The sequence below is a fragment of the Streptomyces sp. NBC_01255 genome, assembly GCF_036226445.1.
Taxonomy (GTDB): domain Bacteria; phylum Actinomycetota; class Actinomycetes; order Streptomycetales; family Streptomycetaceae; genus Streptomyces.
The window spans coordinates 1,275,049-1,291,312 of the sequence record NZ_CP108474.1; the positions used below are offsets into that span (position 1 = coordinate 1,275,049).

The 16,264-nt window shown below is 67.1% G+C and carries 16 protein-coding genes; 9 read left to right on the forward strand and 7 right to left on the reverse strand.

The genetic code is table 11. The features are described 5' to 3' along the window. Positions 1-13 precede the first annotated feature (13 nt). Positions 14-808: a competence protein CoiA family protein gene (locus tag OG357_RS05355; RefSeq protein WP_329620029.1), complete on the forward strand. Its 795-nt coding sequence runs from the start codon at positions 14-16 to the stop codon at positions 806-808. Between the two features lie 323 nt (positions 809-1,131). On the opposite strand, the gene OG357_RS05360 is transcribed toward OG357_RS05355, so the two are convergent. Together OG357_RS05360 and OG357_RS05365 are read right to left on the reverse strand one after the other, a co-directional pair. Continuing rightward, complete coding sequence (locus tag OG357_RS05360) at positions 1,132-2,268, reverse strand: hypothetical protein (RefSeq protein ID WP_329620030.1); 1,137 nt, start codon at positions 2,266-2,268, stop codon at positions 1,132-1,134. 321 nt (positions 2,269-2,589) lie between these two features. Continuing rightward, positions 2,590-3,297 carry an ArsR/SmtB family transcription factor gene (locus OG357_RS05365; protein ID WP_443066796.1) on the reverse strand — a complete coding sequence of 236 codons (708 nt, stop codon included), beginning with the start codon at positions 3,295-3,297 and terminating at the stop codon, positions 2,590-2,592. A gap of 124 nt (positions 3,298-3,421) precedes the next feature. On the opposite strand from OG357_RS05365, the gene OG357_RS05370 reads away from it, so the two are divergent. From OG357_RS05370 to OG357_RS05390, 5 genes are all read left to right on the forward strand, one after another. Next, positions 3,422-3,922 (forward strand): GNAT family N-acetyltransferase, encoded by a 501-nt coding sequence (locus tag OG357_RS05370; protein WP_329620031.1) that lies wholly within the window; start codon positions 3,422-3,424, stop codon positions 3,920-3,922. A 7-nt stretch (positions 3,923-3,929) separates the two neighbouring features. Further along, complete coding sequence (locus OG357_RS05375) at positions 3,930-5,216, forward strand: ISAs1 family transposase (protein WP_443066797.1); 1,287 nt, start codon at positions 3,930-3,932, stop codon at positions 5,214-5,216. 202 nt (positions 5,217-5,418) lie between these two features. Next, positions 5,419-6,522 (forward strand): dsDNA nuclease domain-containing protein, encoded by a 1,104-nt coding sequence (locus OG357_RS05380; RefSeq protein WP_329620033.1) that lies wholly within the window; start codon positions 5,419-5,421, stop codon positions 6,520-6,522. Further along, positions 6,512-7,093, forward strand: coding sequence for a hypothetical protein (locus OG357_RS05385; protein ID WP_329620034.1), 582 nt, complete (start codon positions 6,512-6,514; stop codon positions 7,091-7,093). Before OG357_RS05380 ends, OG357_RS05385 begins: the two co-directional genes overlap by 11 nt. Continuing rightward, positions 7,090-9,015: a hypothetical protein gene (locus tag OG357_RS05390; RefSeq protein ID WP_329620035.1), complete on the forward strand. Its 1,926-nt coding sequence runs from the start codon at positions 7,090-7,092 to the stop codon at positions 9,013-9,015. Before OG357_RS05385 ends, OG357_RS05390 begins: the two co-directional genes overlap by 4 nt. Positions 9,016-9,425: 410 nt before the next feature. Here the strand turns inward: OG357_RS05390 and OG357_RS05395 are convergent, their stop codons facing one another. From OG357_RS05395 to OG357_RS05405, 3 genes are read right to left on the reverse strand one after another with little or no spacing between them, the layout of a single operon-like run. After that, on the reverse strand, positions 9,426-10,319 hold the full coding sequence (locus OG357_RS05395; protein WP_329620036.1) for a WbqC family protein: 894 nt from the start codon (positions 10,317-10,319) through the stop codon (positions 9,426-9,428). Continuing rightward, positions 10,243-10,911 (reverse strand): YdcF family protein, encoded by a 669-nt coding sequence (locus OG357_RS05400; RefSeq protein ID WP_329620037.1) that lies wholly within the window; start codon positions 10,909-10,911, stop codon positions 10,243-10,245. Before OG357_RS05400 ends, OG357_RS05395 begins: the two co-directional genes overlap by 77 nt. A gap of 16 nt (positions 10,912-10,927) precedes the next feature. After that, complete coding sequence (locus OG357_RS05405; RefSeq protein ID WP_329620038.1) at positions 10,928-12,034, reverse strand: helix-turn-helix domain-containing protein; 1,107 nt, start codon at positions 12,032-12,034, stop codon at positions 10,928-10,930. A gap of 147 nt (positions 12,035-12,181) precedes the next feature. Between OG357_RS05405 and OG357_RS05410 the strand changes: the two genes are divergently transcribed. Further along, entirely contained in the window at positions 12,182-12,580 is a 399-nt protein-coding gene (locus OG357_RS05410; protein ID WP_329620039.1) for a hypothetical protein, read from the forward strand. A gap of 89 nt (positions 12,581-12,669) precedes the next feature. Here OG357_RS05410 and OG357_RS05415 read toward each other — a convergent pair whose 3' ends face one another. Both OG357_RS05415 and OG357_RS05420 read right to left on the reverse strand, forming a co-directional pair. After that, on the reverse strand, positions 12,670-13,155 hold the full coding sequence (locus tag OG357_RS05415; RefSeq protein ID WP_329620040.1) for a TrmO family methyltransferase domain-containing protein: 486 nt from the start codon (positions 13,153-13,155) through the stop codon (positions 12,670-12,672). Positions 13,156-13,230: 75 nt separating this feature from the next. After that, complete coding sequence (locus tag OG357_RS05420) at positions 13,231-14,619, reverse strand: Tat pathway signal protein (RefSeq protein ID WP_329620041.1); 1,389 nt, start codon at positions 14,617-14,619, stop codon at positions 13,231-13,233. Positions 14,620-14,962: 343 nt separating this feature from the next. Here OG357_RS05420 and OG357_RS05425 point away from each other — a divergent pair, with 343 nt between their 5' ends. Next, positions 14,963-15,451: an ATP-binding protein gene (locus tag OG357_RS05425; RefSeq protein ID WP_329620042.1), complete on the forward strand. Its 489-nt coding sequence runs from the start codon at positions 14,963-14,965 to the stop codon at positions 15,449-15,451. A gap of 102 nt (positions 15,452-15,553) precedes the next feature. Next, positions 15,554-16,198 carry an HAD family hydrolase gene (locus OG357_RS05430; RefSeq protein ID WP_329620043.1) on the forward strand — a complete coding sequence of 215 codons (645 nt, stop codon included), beginning with the start codon at positions 15,554-15,556 and terminating at the stop codon, positions 16,196-16,198. Positions 16,199-16,264 lie beyond the last annotated feature (66 nt).

The window sequence follows — 16,264 nt, forward strand, 5'->3', positions numbered from 1 at the left end:
AGGAGAAGGACACATGCTCGTTGCCTTAGCCCCGGATGGCCACCGCACCGAAGCCCACCGCGATCTTATCCCCGACCCCAGCGGATACTGCTGCCCCTACTGCCGTCACCCTGTGCACCTCAAGCGCGGACGCGTCAAGGTCGCACACTTCGCTCACGCTGCCGGCGCCGACTGCCCGGCCGCGTCCGAGCCGGAATCGCCGGAGCACCTGGCCGCCAAGGCACTCCTGGCCGCAGAGTTCCGTGCTCTCGGCTACGACGTCATCCTCGAACGCCCCCACCCACAGCACCGTCGCCGAGTCGACGTCGCCGTCCGCGTCCCTGGCCGTGCGGGGTCCGTCCAAGTAGCTGTCGAAGTCCAGGCGTCAGCGATCAGCACCAAGGAGATCATCCGGCGCGAGCGTGCCGACCGTGCCGCCGGATACCTGTCGACCCTGTGGTGCTTCACCCACTCTCGAGCCCCTGAACTGCTGACCCTCCGCCCCGACGTCGAGGTCCGCGTCCCCGAGGAGATCAGGTTCATACATCGCACGCACACCACCGACGTCGCACTGCTAGATGTCAGCGCCCATGTACTTTGGCTCGCGCATTTCGCCGGGACATGGCGCGACGGCAACAGTTGGTTCGACGGCTCCGGCAATGAGCAGTCCAGCCGCGGGAGAAGGCCACGCACAATCCGCACCGTGGAACGGACACCAGCGACGTTCGGCCTTCGCCCCGTGTGGGTTTCCCCGCCAAAGCAGAGCCCGCGATGGGTCGCAACGTTTACGCCAGACACCGCTACCGATCGGACACCTGATGTTGCGTAGCTGGTGCTGCATCCCGACCAGGGACATCCGTGACGACTGCTCGGGGCGCGGGCCTCGCGAGGAAGGCATGGCGGCCGGCGCGATGCCGGGAAGGCCGTCGATTCCGTCGTAGGTGCAAGAGCCAAGAGCCGCGGGGCGTTCCACCGTGAGGTCAGCCCGTTCAAACACGGCTGCCGCACGGTCAAGGGCCCGCGGCCCGCAAACCTTGGTCGAGAAAGCAGCGCCGCTCGATCACCCTGGTGAACATGCAGGAAGCGATGTAACCCCCAGCTCCGTCAGGAGCCGGGGGTTACACCCTTGCCGCAGGGTGCCGTACGCGTCTGCTACCGACGCCGCAGGTCCACGATAGCTCCGGAGCCGTAAACGAGGAGTAGCACGCCCACTGCTGTGGCGGAGATGACGTAACCCTCGATCGCCTGAGGCAAGTCGAGCGATGCCGTGAAGAACACACCGCCGACGGTCAGCACTACCGCGAGCACATCTCTGAGCCGATCGCGAATCAGTGACCGTACCGGCTCGACCTCGGACAGGTCGTCGTCGAGCAGCGCGCCGACGCGCCCCTCCGCGTAGCGCTCGGCGATGGTCAGCCATTTGTCGGCCAACTCCACGAGCGTGGGGTCGGGGTCGCTGTAGAGCCCATGCTCCAGTTCGTGGATTCGCGCGACGACCTTGCGGGCGTGCTTCTGCAGATAGCCCCAGCGCATGGTGTGGAGTGGCACGATGCCACGCATGTAGTAGGCCCGGCGGATGCTCCTGAGCGCCGGGCTCGCCTTCGCGGGGATGTCGCCCGTCTTGTAGATCTTCTGCTCTCCGGTGGCTGTGGCCGCTTCGGCACAGCGCTTGATCACCTCGACGATCTGATAGATCGGGGTGTACACCTGGACGGGTGCACGGTCCCCCTTGGGCTCCATCTGGCGGTGAGCCAGAGGGCTGCCAGTGAACAGCTTTGGAGCACCGATCATCGCCGGGATCATGACGAATACGCTGCTCACGACGGAGAGCACCATCACCCCACCGGTGACGTATAGCCAGAAGACGACCGGCTCCGTGTGCCCGTAGAGGCCAGTGAGCTTCGCGATCACCATGTCTGCCTTGTCCGGCCCCTTGGTGATCAGCTTTTGCACGGCAACCGTCGCCATCCCAAGAATCCAGGAAGCCCAGAACCACACCCAGAGAATCCCCACGGAACCGCGCACCAAGAACCAGAAGCCGGTGTGCCGGTTGTAGCGACGCAGTGCGGTGTCGACGCCGGCGGAGATGGGGCGGTCGATGCCGAGGTCGTCCAAGGCTGAGCGCAGTTCGGCTATCACCTTGTCGTCCGATGCTTGCAGGCGTTGGCGCCACCACCTCCAGGGGCGGGCGAGGCGTGACTGCAGCAAGGTCGGCAAGGCCGTGTCCGTTGTGGGCCCGGGTGCAGGACTGTTGCCCGTTCCCGGCTCGGTAATGGTGGGTGCGGTCACGTGGTTCTCCTCATGCTGCGGGGCCGCGTGCGCATACCGTACGCAGCACCGCTGACATCCCTGGCGGTGTTACGAAAGGTCGGGGCGGGCCAGCGCTCCCGATGGTCCAGGCCGTAGCGCGACAGCCATCACAGGACGGCTTGCAGATCGACTTGGGCCCATGTGCGGCGGGCACGGATGAGGACGTCTGTGCGGCGGCCCTCCCAACAGTCGGCGTGGGATCGGTCCAGTGCGAGTGCAAGCCCAGGGCCCCGGGGAGAGTCCCGTTCGCCCGGCTTGATCACGCGTCGTCGGTGTGGCCGGGTCAGGCTCGGTTCAGGATCAGAGTTCAGCTGGTGGCAGGCCGAGATGGTCGTGCAGTGCCCGGCTGCCGGCGGGTGTCACGAGGAGGGCGCGGCTGGTGCCGATGCGCGTCATCCACCCGGTGGCGAGTGCGTGGGCGGACAGGGCGGCGCCCACAGCGCCGGCCAGGTGGGGACGGCGCTCGGTCCAGTCGAGGCATGCGCGCACCGGTGGCCGGCGTGAGCCGGCGGGCACCGTGATGCCGACCTCGGCAAGCCAGAGGGCGCCCTTGCCGGTCAGGCCCGGCTCGGATCCCCACTCCAGGAGTCCGCGTTCGACCATCGCGTCGGTGATGGCCAGAGCGGTGGTTCCGGCCAAATGGTCGTAGCACAGCCGGGCGCGGGCCAGTGCCTGCTGCCGGCCGGAGGCCGACAGCGAGCGTGGTGGGGCGCTGTGCTTCGGGGCCAGCGCGGCAAGGCTCTCGATTAGTTCGACCACTCTGCGGTCGGCCACCCGTACGTAGCGGTGGCGTCCGTGGCGCTCCTCGACGAGGAGTCCGCCGTTTACGAGCAGGTTCAGGTGCGAGGTCGCGGTGGACGGTGCGACTCCGGCGTAGCGTGCGAGCTCGTTCGCCGTCCATGCCCGGCCGTCGAGCAGCGCGAGGCAGAAGGCGGCCCGGGTGCCGTCGGCCAGCAGTTTGGCCACGCCCGCCAGGTCCACACCCACATCCTGGCCTGCACGCTGAATGTCCACAGTGCCCAGTGTCGCCGACGTCCCTTCGACGTCCGTCGAAGCGTCCCCGTCCTAGCGTCGGCCCGTGCGCCGGGCTCACCGGCCCCGCACCCGCATCCGCTCATGTACTGGAGCAATCATGACTGCGCCCGACACTGCCGTCACCGTTTCCCGCCAGCCCGACCCCCAGACGGACTTCGTGCTCACCGACGCCCCCAACCCGGAGGACGTTGCGGCAATCTCCGACGCGCTGGACCGCTTCAACATCGAACACACGGGAATCGCCGACCGCAGACCTCTGGCCGTCCTGGTCGGTGATCCCGAGACGCGCCAGGTGGTCGGCGGACTGACCGGGCGTACCTCGCTCGGGCTGTTCTTCCTCGACCTCTTCTACCTGCCGCCCCGGCTGCGTGGCAGCGGGCTGGGAACGGAGATCCTCCGGCAGGCCGAGGATGAGGCCCGTGCCCGTGGCTGCCGCACGGCCGTGCTCTACACGATCACCTTCCAGGCCCCCGGCTTCTACCAGAAACACGGGTGGAAGCGGCTGGGAGAGGTGCCCTGCGATCCGCCGGGCACCAGCCGCGTCTTCATGACCAAGGAACTCACCGCACCGGCCGGTGAACCAGTTCGGTCCCGGTAAGGGCGCCGTGCTCGTTTCACCATCATCTGTTCCGTCCGCTCTGCACCTGCCACAGGTCGGGGCCGGGGCGTCACGGTCCGAGGCGGTGGTGCCGTCCGGGCTGCTCGACGCACTGTCCCTGGTGCCCGATCCGAGGAATCCGCGCGGGGTGCGGTTCCAGCTGGCAACGCTGCTCGCGGTCGGCGTGTGTGCCCTCACCAGCGCCGGGCACAACTCCCTGACCGCCATTGCCGAGTGGGTACGCCGCTGCGACCAGGATGTCCTGGCCCGGCTGGGCTGCCCCTTCGATCCCTTTACCGGCCGGTTCAAGGCTCCGGGCGAGCGCACCCTGCGCGATGTATTCGCCCGCGTCGACCCCGCGCTACTCACCGCCGCCGGTTTCACCAGGCTCACCACACTCCAGGCCCGCCCGGTAACCGCGATTGGCCCGGACGGGACCGTCGAGCGCGAACAGCGCCGCGCCCACCGCACCGCCCAGCACGAGACGGACCAGCCGCAACCGCGTCGTGCGGCCTTCGCCGTGGACGGCAAATGCCTGCGCGGAGCGGTCCGGGCGGACGGCAGCCGCGTCTTCGTCCTGTCCGCAGTGCGCCACCACGATGCGTTGACTGCCGCTCTGCGCGAGATCGGTGCGAAGACGAACGAGATACCCGAGTTCGCTCCGCTGCTGGACACCCTCGATGATCAAGACCTGACCGGCTCCGTCGTCACCGTCGACGCCCTGCACGCCCAGGCGAGCCACGCTCGCTACCTTGTCGAGGACCGCCAGGCCCACTACCTGCTGTCGGTGAAGAACAACCAGCCCACCCTGGCCCGCCAGTTGACCAAACTGCCCTGGAAGCAGGTACCGGTCCTCGATCAGTCCCGCGACCGCGGACACGGCCGTGAGGAGGTCCGCGAGGTGAAGGTGGTGAGCGTGAACGGTCTGATGTTCCCCCATGCCCGCCAGGTTGTTCGCATCCATCGCAAACGCTGCCGAATCGGTACATCGAAGTGGCAGACCGAGACTGTCTACGCCGTCACCGATCTCGCGGCCCACCAGGCGTCTCCCGCTGAGATCGCCGCCTGGGCGCGCGGCCACTGGATCATCGAGAACACCGTCCACTGGACGAAAGACGTGACATTCGCCGAAGACGCCAGTCAAATCTGCCGGCATCGCACCCCCGCCGTCATGAGCGCCCTGCGCGACCTTGCCTGCGCCACCCTCCACCGCTCCGGATGGGCCAACATCGCCAGCGGCCGACGAGCCCACACGCACCCCGCAGCCACGCTCACCCTCCACGGGATTCCATGATCAAACCGGGCGAACGCGACTCTCCCCGGGGCCCTGAGTGCAAGCCAGCCAGTTCATTCTTCGGTACCGGAACGGACCGTTGCGGTTCGAAGTCAGAGGGTGATCTACTGCCTTCTCCGGATCGTCATGGGGGGAACCATGCGAATAGAACGTCTCACCCTTCCGGTGACGGGCATCGCCTGGCAGCGCGAATGGAGCGCCGGTGACTCTGGTCCCTGCTGACGGCGGTCGACGCAGTCGACGTGGCTTCCTCTACCAGGACGCTGTCACGTTGCTGGACTGCCTGGACATGTTGGACGGCCACTGGACGGCGGTCTCCTGGGAGGACCTGGAAGACATCCTTTGTCACCGCGAGGCCGTGCCGGTCTACCGGCAGGTCAAGACGGTCGAAGGGGCTGGGAAGCGACACAGCATCGCAGATGTCTGCAGACCGGATATGGCCAAGAAGCTCGAGAACAGAACCCCTGAGACGAGCTATCTCGGCAAGCTCTTCCTCGGAAAGCCGCTCCCCGAGGGAACGCGCTTCACTCTGATCGTGAACGAGACGCCGGCTCAGGATCTTTACGAGTTCGCCTGCGAGCGCAGTGGCACGCGGGAACCCGTAAGCGACAAGGCGCGAGTTGCGATCATCGAAAAGCTGAATGGCCTGCTCCTGCCCGAAGGCCGTGATGTGGGTTGGTGCGTTGACCGCCTGGATGTACTCATCACGGCACGCACCAGCGATCAGGTCGAAGACGAAGCCCGAAGGCGTCTGGCTCCTATGGTCAGGGCCTACCTGGGGGAGGATCCCCTGGTAACCGAGGTCGACGAGGTGCTCAAGTGGCTCGTCTCGGTACACATCGGGCGCTCTGCCACCGAGCTCAGTCCGCGGCGCCATACCGCGGAGGACTTCCGGGGCGCCTTCGAGGAGTCCATCCTGAGGGCCACTGGTCAGCGTCGCGACGGCGGTATGGAGCGGCTCTTGACCCTGCAAGAGAAGCTGCGACCGGCCGGCGTGCTTGAGGCCGAGGCGGAACGTCAACACGAGACCATGCTCGCCTTCCGCCGAACTCGCCGTGCGAGTCTGGGCACCGCACGGCAAAGGTACGACGCGTTGGCCGACAAGATCTACGCCATCTGTCAGCTCACAGCTGCGAGGAGACGCGCCGGCCGAATCGCCGCGGGCGCGCCTGCCTACTTGGCCACGCTCGACGCCGTTTGCGAGCTGCCCGAGGTCGTCGCCGGTGACGTACCGATCAACGAGGCGTTGGCTGTACTCAGCGACATCACCGCTCGCTGCCAGAACAGGTATGAAGATGCCTCATAAAATCGGCAGCCGGGTCGTACCGCCCGTCCACAGGGCATGGGACCCCGACGACTCGGTTGACTTCCATGCCGCTCGCCTCCTGCTGCTCATCGACCTGTGCGGCGCCAGCCCCGGCCCCTACATCGAGGGACGCACGAAGTTCGCAAAGCTCGACTTCTTCCTGCGCTATCCGGGCTTCCTTGAGCGAGCCCATGCGGCGCTCTCTCAGACAAGCGGACTGGCGGACACCTTCGTCGCACGCCACGCAGGCGAGATCGAAGCTCCGATGATCCGTTATCGGTACGGTCCCTGGGATCACCGATACCGCCAGTTCCTGTCCTTCCTCACCGCTCGAAAACTCGTAACCGTCACCGTCAGCCACACCCCCGAGCGCGTCAAGTTGACATCAGCCGGCAAGGCCACAGCATCCCGACTCGCTGGCATGGAGCAGTTCGAGCCCCTGGTTCGCCGCTGCGAAGCCATGCAAGGGAACCTGGCGACGATGTCGGGCACAGACCTTAAGAACCTCATCTACGACCTCTTTCCTGATGAGGTCACCAACACACCTTTCCACCAGGAGATCCGCCCATGACCCAGCCCACTTTGGCCTCAGATCGTGGTATCCGCATCTCCAAGGTCAGGCTGGTGCACCAGAGCGGCGAGTTCGACGAGTACAGCTTCGCGTCCGGAATGCTCAACATCCTCTACGGAGTGCGCAACAGCTCGAAGTCGACGACATTGCGTGTCATCGACTATTGCCTAGGCGACAGGGACAACCCCGTCGGCGCCCTGGGGGCGGCGATCGCCGACGAGTACGTCGAGGTCGCCACGGAGCTTCGAATCGACGGTCGCCCTTACACCCTGTCCCGCGCCCTGACCCATGGCCGGATGAGCAAAGTGAACTTGAACGGCGTGGAGATCCCCGCCAGCAGCTTCTCTGACTGGGTCCTGGGGGAGTTGGGATGGCCCAACCTGCACATTCCGCTCGGACTCAACCCAGCGACGGCCGCTCAGTTGACGCCGCTGTCCTTCCGCAGCGCCCTCCGACACGTCCATCGCAACGAAGATTCGTGGATCAGCTTCGCCAACAAGGAGCAGGAGTTCACTCGGCGCGCGGTCGTCAGCCAACTCCTGGGGTTCGCCCGCACGCGAACCTCCGATGCGAAGAGAGAGTTCGATCTGGCCCAGGCGAAGCGCCGCTTGGACGAGGCGCAGGCTGTGGACCGCGAGGTGCAGGAGAGCACGGTACAGGCCGTCGCCGCCATCTCCGAGAGCCTGCAGTTGCCCCTAGCCCGCACTTCCGCGCAGGTAGCAGCCGCACGCCAAGAAGTCCGGGCAGAGCTCGACGCGGTCCGCCGGCAGCGTCAGCAGTTGACCACAGAGATCCAGGGCATCTCCGACGGTGGAGTCGCTGGAGCCGAGAGCCCCGCAGGGTACGACTCCACTCTGACGGCCTACTACAGCGAGGTCACCGGTCGTGTGAACCATGCCACTGATGAGGTGGCGGCTCTGGCGCAGGTTCTCGAAGAACATCGCCGCTCCGCTCGCACGGTGGCCGCCGAGATAGGTCGCATGGAACGCCTCATCAGCTCCATCGGGGTCTTCGACGCCCTGCCCGTCCGGCAATGCCCGGCCTGCGAGCAAGAAGTCGACCCTCACCGCCACCACGCCGAGACCTCCTGCTACCTCTGCGACCAGCCTGTCGACGACGACAAGCGCCAGCGGCGAGCACAGATTGAGATCAGGTCGCTGAAGTCGGAGCTCGAGGACCTCGACGAGGTCGTCTCCCGCACGGCTGCTGACCTCGACAGTGCCCGCGCCCGCCAGATGGAGCTACAGAGCCAGCACGCCGAGCTTGCTCAGCGCCTCAACGAGGAGCGTGCTGCGCAGCTCGCACCGTTCGTCGCCGCTCTGGAGCAGCTTTCGGCCCAGATCGCCAGGCTCGAACACAAGTTGACAGCATTCCCTGCCATCGAGTCGATCCTCCAGCGCCGCGACGAAGCGAGCCATGCCCTCGTGTCCGCGCAGAGGGTCGTGAACGAACTGACCAATCGGCCTGTGTCCACTCACACGGCCGGCCGGTCCGCCGTGGACAGGTGCTCTGTGTTCGCCGACCGGATGAACAGCTTCCTGACCGAGTTCCAAGGCGACGTCTGGATGCGGAGCGACGTGTCGATCAGAGACTCCGACCTCACCTTCTACGTCGGAACTCGACCCTGGGACCAAGCCCTAGGAGCCGAAGCGAAGGTCCTGTTCTTCCTGGCCTACAGCTACGCGACCCTCTTCCTCGACCAAGATCTAGATCGGGAGTGCACCTTCCCGGGACTTCTCCTCCTCGACAACCCGTATCAGCAAGGCATCGACCAGAACGTCGTACGGCGCGTCCTGTTGAAACTCGCCGATGCGGCCCAGGAGACTGGTACCCAGGTGATCAGCACACAGGCTGTGGAGCCGCCCAAGAACCCGCGAACGATCAGGCAGATCCCTATGCCGACGGTGTACGCAGCACCGTAAGACGCCCTGCTGAGCAACCCGTCGGGTTGGCGAGAATGAGGGGCCGCGATCACGAGCCGCTCGTGTAGTGACCTCCGGTGGACGCCGAAGCCCAACGATCACGGGGTTTCCATACTCCAGAACCCCAGGCCGGACGTCTGGAGATCACGGAGACGTGCCACCAGTGCGACCGAGGCAGCGGGCTGGGCTGTCGTCCCCTCCAATGCGGCGTTGTCCGCACCAGCGCCTCGATGCTCGCTCTTCCGACCGAAAGGCCGAACACGGCTGGCGGATGATCCGGTCGCTGAACCACTGGGCCTGGCTTACCTGTAGCGAGGAGGCACCACACCCACCTCGTCTCCGGTTGGGCCCATCACACATGGACACGGCAGCCCGTCGCCGATCACCACGCGCACGGACACGTGTACCGGTCACTGGTCCCCAAGTTTGGTCCCCAGACCTTCGGCTAGGAACGGCAAGTCATCTCTTCCACCTGAGCCAGGTACACGCGTGTTCTGAGCAAGGCCCACTGTGTGACGAGATGCGACCGCTTGAAGCTGTTCGGCCGCTGTCGGGATGCCGTTGATCATGAGGGCGTGCACCGCGCTCACTTCGCGTGCGTCTTCCCAGATGTCGACCGTCGGTGTAACGAAGGGCACGACTGCCATTCCCGGGACTGCAAACGGCGTGACGTCCAGATATCGCATGCCGCCACTCCCGCACAGGTATCCACGTGCGCCGGTGGCAGCAGCCAGGTCGGCCAGGCGCTGCGACCGCTCAGTCCGAGCGGGGAGCCGACTGCTGTGCAGGATTCGACCCTTCCACCCCATGAGGCGGAGCAGGATCCGTGTGGACTCTTCGGCTACATCGGCCGTCCGGCCGGTCCGCCTGAACTGGAGCAGTACGGACTCCAGCTCGTGGCGGAAGAGCGGCCAGTCAGTGCAGTCCCCATAGTGCTGGGCGAGCATGAGCATGACCCGTCGGCGAGACCGTTCCGGGTCGACCAGCACCGCCTCCCCCACCAAGGTCGATCGGCCGCGAGGAAGGTGAGTAGGGATCGAGAGCCACTGGCGCTGTGCGGGGTTGGTCGTGCTGCCCAGGCGGGCTCGGTGCTGGTAGTCGCGGCGGGCGAACTGGACGTCGTCCAGGACGATCCAGTAGTCCGCCGCGAAGATTTTGGCGAGGGTGCTCAGCCGGGGGAAGAAGTTGGGCTGGTGAATGGCACACAGGCCGCCCGGCGGGGGCTCGTCAGGCGCCGATGAGTCGGCTGGTGAAGCCGGCGTGGACGAGGGACTCGTACGCGGCATGTACGTCCTCCGGGACATGCTGCTCGATCGCGAAACCGAGCGTCGGGTACTCGATGATGCGCTGGAGGTCGCCGACGAGCATGTCGATGACGAGCTTCTCGTCGCCGATGCTCTTGAGGTAGTCGTCGAATTCCATGGGCTCCGAGGCGCAGGTCACCTCGACCTCGGGCCAGAGCTTGCGGGCCGTGGCGTAGGAGCGGCGCTCCATGTACGGCTTGGAGACGAGGAGCACGGACTTCGGGTGGATGCCAGCGGAGGCGAGCATCGTCCGGGAGAAGTCGATGTTCTGGCCGGTGTTGCCGGCGTTCGGCTCCACCAGAATCGCGTTGTCCGGGACACCGAGCGTCAGGGCGTGCTCGCGGAAGTGGACGGCTTCTCCGCGGGGGAAGACCTTGGCGGTGGTGGGGCTGTTGCCGCCGGTGAACACCACGGTGGGGAAGAGGCCGGCGCGGTAGAGCTCAGCTGTGAAGGCGGCGACGCCGAGGTCGTGGCTCCCGAGGCCGATCGCGACGTCGACGGGGCGAACGTCGTGTCGCATCTGGTGGAAGTCCCAGACCAGTTTGGCGTTGTGGATCTGCTCTTCGTTGATGGCCGGCTGGTTGTCGGTCACGCGCTCGTCTCCCTGATCACCGTCGTGTGGGGCTGGGTGCCCCGTCGGCCGTCCTCCGGATGTCCGTGATGCTGCGTAGCTGGTGGGTGAGCCCGTACTGGGCCGCCCGCTTGGCGGCGTCATCGAGGACGTGTAACCCATCATCCAGGGTGGCCGGGTCGGAGAGCAGGATGTGGCCGTACGCGGTGTCCAGACGTACCCGCTGCATGGGGGATTCCGTCACGCCCGTGCTGCGGGCGACGTCGATGAGGCGGAGCGCGGCGTCGAGGTTGCCTGCCCCACGGTGGGCGAGTGCGAGCTTCTGCTGGGCGACCGACCAGTCCTCCTGCTCGGAGAGGTCTTCGAACTCGCGGATCGCCGCATCCATGACGCGGGCCGCGTAGTCGTGGTGCCCGTCCTTGCTCAGCGCCGTGCCCACCCACAGACGGGCACGGGCCCGGTCACGAGGAGCGAGGCGTTCGTCGCCGGCGAGGTCCTCGTACTGACGGGCCGCAGGCTCCAGGCCGCCGGCCATCTCAGTGACCACGGCGAGCGAGAGGTCGAGCTGTGCTACCCGGCGCGGAATCTGCAGCTGTGTGTAGAGCGAGCGGGCGCCGGCATACGAGCGCTGGGCCGAGAGCGGTCCGACGACGGCGCCTTGGTCCCGTTTCAGGTCGCCCTGGAGAGCTGCGGCCCGGGCCAGGAGGTACAAGCCGCGTTCATCCAGGTCTGACGTGCTGTAGCGAGACGTCCACCGGTTAAGCAGGTCCGTGGCGAAGGCGAAGTTCTGGTGTGACAGAGCGACGACGGTGCGCTCGATGTCCTCGGACCACGACTCGTACTCCCATGCCCGCGGGCGGGGAATGGTGACTCGCGCGACGCTCGCGGCGGGGACGCCTCCCTCGCCGAGATTCGCGAGCTCCGTCTCGAATCGGACATGAGTCGCGGCATCCGCCTGGGCGAGCGCGGTATCGAGGATGGCCTGGCTCTCCGTGTTGGGGCGGCGCGTCGCCCGGTGCTTCTCCCAGTTGCTGATCGTGTTGACCGCAACGCCCAGATGCTCGGCGTAGCCGCGCACGCTCAGCCGGAGGGCCTTGCGGAGGGCAAGTGCCTCCAGTCCGGTCCACTCGTGAACGGTCGCCACACGTCTCTCCCTTCCGTTGTCATCGAAGCACGCGGTCCGCAGCTGGAGGGGCAGTTGTGGGACAGAAGTGGGACGGGCGTGGATTCCCCGATCGCCGCGTCACGGCCAGGCTCGGAGTGTCACTTCACCCGAGCCCGATGGGCGGTCATGATCATGGAACTCCTCACGGAGCAGCGGAACGTCACGGGGCCGCTCGTGTTCGGATTCCTCCGGCTCGTGGGAGTATCCGCCCGCCGGCAGAAGGCACTGGCCGCGACGATCAGCGACTACTGCCGTCGGCACGAACTGACCCTGGCCGCCGTGTACATGGAACGTTGTTCTTCGACGTCCTCGGCCTTCGTCGGATTGCTCGACGCCCTCTTGGTCACGCGACCGTACGGCATCGTGATCCCCGCACCGTCCCACCTGGGGCCCCGGGACATAGCGGCTGACCGTCGGAGTCGACTCGCCGCCGCGGGAGCACAGATCCTCCTCGTCCGGGGCGGTCAGTCCACGGCGACGAGCGGTTCCGCTTCGGCACCAGCCGCCGGGGGTGCCGTGTCGTGAACGCCTCCCAGAACCAGCTCGTGCCGGCACCGACCGCGATGAAGACCTGGCTGGTCGGAGCAAGCGTCCGACCAGGCTCCGGTGCTTCGTCAGCGTTCGCCGGCGTCCCGCCAGTAGTCCGTCAACATCTCGCCGGGCCACGAAGGCTGCGTGACGGGGCCGCGCGGGAGGAACTCCTTGAAGACCGCCACCAGGTCGATCACGAGCGTGCCCTCGTCCGCGTCCAGATCGGTGACGTGCAGGTCTCGTCCGTCCACGCGGAGCAGCCGCGGGAACGAGACGCCGAGCCTTGCCGGGCGCCGGTGATTGTGATGCACGAAGGTGCCGGTCGCCGGCCACGCCGGATTGTCGCGTGGGCTGCGCGCGTGCAGTGCGACGTCCTCGGGCGAGCCCAGGTTGAAGAACCAGGTGACCTGGAGATGCGAGAACTCCTCGATCCCCTGCAGCGTCTCCACCGGGAAATCCGGGCGGAGTCGGATGATCGACTCCACTCCGCCCTTGAAGTCGTCGAGTTTCCCGGTGTGACCTCCGACCACATCGGCGATCACCGGAACCTCGATGGACCCTGTGGACACGGACTCCCTCTTCTCGGCTCGCAGCAGGGCGATTCGGGCACTCGTACGATGCCTCGGTTCGCCGCGATGACGCCGTCAGGCTACTCGTTCGAGTACGGCCTTGGCGCGCTCGTCGATCTCTGTCACGGCGCTGATTCCGCGGTGACGGAAGGGGGAGAGCACCCGGCGCATGTTCACGACGGCGTCGCGGGCCCGACCCGACTGAACCCCTTCCATGACGTCCAGGGCCTGAGCCCACGTGGTGCAGGCGGCTTCGACATTGCCCTTTCGGGCCTGCACCGTTCCCATGTAGCCCAGCGTCACAGCGTGGGTGCGGCTGAAGGTGTCCGCCTTCCTGGTCAGGACGCTGTTGTCGAACTCTCTGAGCGCCCCTTCGAGGTCGCCCAGCGTCCACAGAGTGCGGGCGGTCTCGTGGGACAAGGAAGCTCGCTCGAAGAACCAGACCCGATGTGGGTCTCCGTCACCGGGTGCCGCAGCAGCGAGGTCGTCCTCAGCCCGGAGGAGCGCGGCGATCGCTTCCTGCCTCTGCCCGTTCGCAGCCAGGCTTCGCGCCTGCACTACGCAGAGCAGAGCCCGCTCGCGGGGCGTCGCCAGGGTGTACCGCTTGCGCTCCACGGAAGCGGTGGCGAGGTCCACGGCCTCTCGCGGGTGTCCGAGGTCGGTCGCCTGGTGCGCCATCGCTCTCAGGATGTGTCCCGCCAGTGGGGCGTCGTCAGCTTCGGCCGCCAGTTTGAGCGCCAGGCTGAAGTAGCGGCGGGCGGCCTCGTGGTGGGAGGCGTCGAAGCTCATCCAGCCGGCGACGTACACCGCCTCGGAGGCGGCGGCGAGGAGGTCGCGACGCGTCTCCTCGCTGGTGAAGGCCCCGCCGACGTACCTCGCGACGTCGTCCACGAGGTACTGGTGAAGCGCCGTACGGCCGTCCATCCCTCCGTGTCGCTGGTCTCGCCGGGAGAAGAACTCCGTCATCTCACGGACGTTGCCGACCTCGGCGAGCCCGACTCTGCGACCCGTAGCGCTGTGGCGAGACCTGGCCTGCTGAGGGGCCTCGTCCCACCATTGCTGCCCGGGCAGGGCCAGCCCGCCTACGGAGTAGGCAGCGCCTGCGAGCAGTTGGCGGCGTTCCAGGTCCACGTCGCTCCTCCCAAGGTCCACCAGCGAGCTCAGCGTATCCACGTGCCATTCGGATGCCTGTGCCGTGCTCTCGCCGGGCGTCGAAAGTCCGATCTCGGCTGGCGTGACGGGGCGTTGAAGTCGCCGGGACAGCGTCTCGCACAAGATAGCGGGCGCTCTGCCCGAAGGGTGCGTCCCTGCCACCCACATGGCGATGTGCGAACGGCTCGTTCCGAGGAGTTCCTGCGCTCCGACCTCGGCCGCCACCCTCACGAACGCGGCCGCGACCTTGGGCTGCGACCAGCCCGTTTCCGCGATCGCGTCGGCCAGCTTCACGTTCCGCTCGCGCGCCATCGTCTACCTCGGTTCACCAAAACGATCTTTGACGGGTTTGACGGCCTCCGACACCGCCCGGAGATACCGCCTCCACGGGATTCACGGTTCGCTCGTGGTCAACGAAACCACCAACTGCCGCTGCCCGAGAGGAAACCGGTGATTCCCAGCCACTCGACGCGTGTCGATGCCCGGACGGCTCCGGGCAGCCTCGGCTACCGCTGCTCCGCATCCGAGGAAACGAGCGCCTGCCACCTTCCTGCGGCTGCCGTGCTCGTCGAGACCTTCCGCCATTTCGACACCTCCGACACCACCGCCGGTCGAGTCCTTCGCGGACTTCAGCACGAGCTGTGAGAAGGCGAGCATGGAGCCCATCGAGAGCCTCGGAAGCGTCATCAACGCCCCCGAGCATCAGCAGAGTTTGACCCTGGTCGCCAACGACCGGGCACCGGGCAGGGCCCGATCGTTCACCCGCCAGACGCTGACGGCGTGGGGTGTCGAGGACCTCATGGACGACGCCGTGCTGATCGTCAGCGAACTCACCACCAACGCCGAGCGCCACGGTCGAGCTCCGGCAGAGAACGCCGAAGTTCGACCGGGCGTGGAGGGTGAGCGGGCCGATGAGATCACGCTGACTCTTGCCGTCCAGGCCGGCGTCGTGGGGATCGAGGTGGAGGACAACTCCCCGGAGTCCCCGGTCCCGAGGCTTGCCTCCCTCTACGCGACCAGTGGCCGCGGCCTGTGCCTGGTTGCCGCGACGGCCGCCGCCTGGACCGCCTGTCCCAAGGAAGACGGCAGCGGTAAGCGGGTGATCGCCTTCGTGCGGCGCCACGAGGCCACCGTCTCTCACTGACCCACTCCCCTGGAGATCTTCGTCATGCCATCACGGCCTACGCCCCCGACCTCACGCCACGCCAGCAGGAGGTGGTCGAACCCCGGCTCCGAAGCACCGCGCGTGCTGCTGCTCGACCTGGACGGTGTGCTTGTCGACACGCGCCCCGTCATGGAGAGCGCCTGGCGCAGTGTCCAGGAAGCTCACGGCCTCGACGTGCCCTTCGAGGCGTACGAGCGCCACCTGGGCCGGCCCTTCGGCGACATCATGGAGCAGCTCGGACTCGCGGACGCCGAGCTGATTCACCGGACGTACGCAGAGGCGTCCACGGCCGCCTCTCACCTCGCCCGGCAGTTCGAGGGCGTCGCGGAGGTCCTCCACGCCTTCGCCGCCGCGGGCTGGCTGCTCGGGATCGTCACTTCCAAGCCCTTGAACCGAGCGGCCCCGCTCCTGGCACAGCTCGGCGTCCCGTTCGCCACCGTGCGGACGCCGAACGGGGTCGGGCGCGGCAAGCCGGCGCCGGACCCGATCCTGCTCGCTCTGATCGACCTCGGTGCCGACCCGGCCGCCGCGATGTACGTGGGCGACATGGCGGTCGACCAAGAAGCGGCCCACCGCGCCGGCGTCGCTTTCGTGCACGCGGGCTGGGGCTACGGCCGCCCGAGCGACGCCCCCACCCCCGAGGTCGCCGCATCCCCGGAGGGCCTGCTTCGGTTCCTCGAATCCGCCGACCTCAGGGCTCCGTTCCTCGAAGGGAGCCTGCTGTGAAAACTCCTGGCGGCAGCGCTCTCGGCATCGTCCGCACCGAGTTCCGTGGCCGGCCGCTGTGGGCGC

Excerpts from the sequence above, each read along its gene's own strand:
- OG357_RS05355 (WP_329620029.1), top strand. The coding sequence starts at position 14 with ATGCTCGTTGCCTTAGCCCCGGATGGCCACCGCACCGAAGCCCACCGC.
- OG357_RS05370 (WP_329620031.1), top strand. The coding sequence starts at position 3,422 with ATGACTGCGCCCGACACTGCCGTCACCGTTTCCCGCCAGCCCGACCCC.
- OG357_RS05385 (WP_329620034.1), top strand. The coding sequence starts at position 6,512 with ATGCCTCATAAAATCGGCAGCCGGGTCGTACCGCCCGTCCACAGGGCA.
- OG357_RS05390 (WP_329620035.1), top strand. The coding sequence starts at position 7,090 with ATGACCCAGCCCACTTTGGCCTCAGATCGTGGTATCCGCATCTCCAAG.
- OG357_RS05395 (WP_329620036.1), bottom strand. The coding sequence starts at position 10,319 with ATGTCCCGGAGGACGTACATGCCGCGTACGAGTCCCTCGTCCACGCCG.
- OG357_RS05410 (WP_329620039.1), top strand. The coding sequence starts at position 12,182 with ATGATCATGGAACTCCTCACGGAGCAGCGGAACGTCACGGGGCCGCTC.
- OG357_RS05420 (WP_329620041.1), bottom strand. The coding sequence starts at position 14,619 with ATGGCGCGCGAGCGGAACGTGAAGCTGGCCGACGCGATCGCGGAAACG.
- OG357_RS05425 (WP_329620042.1), top strand. The coding sequence starts at position 14,963 with ATGGAGCCCATCGAGAGCCTCGGAAGCGTCATCAACGCCCCCGAGCAT.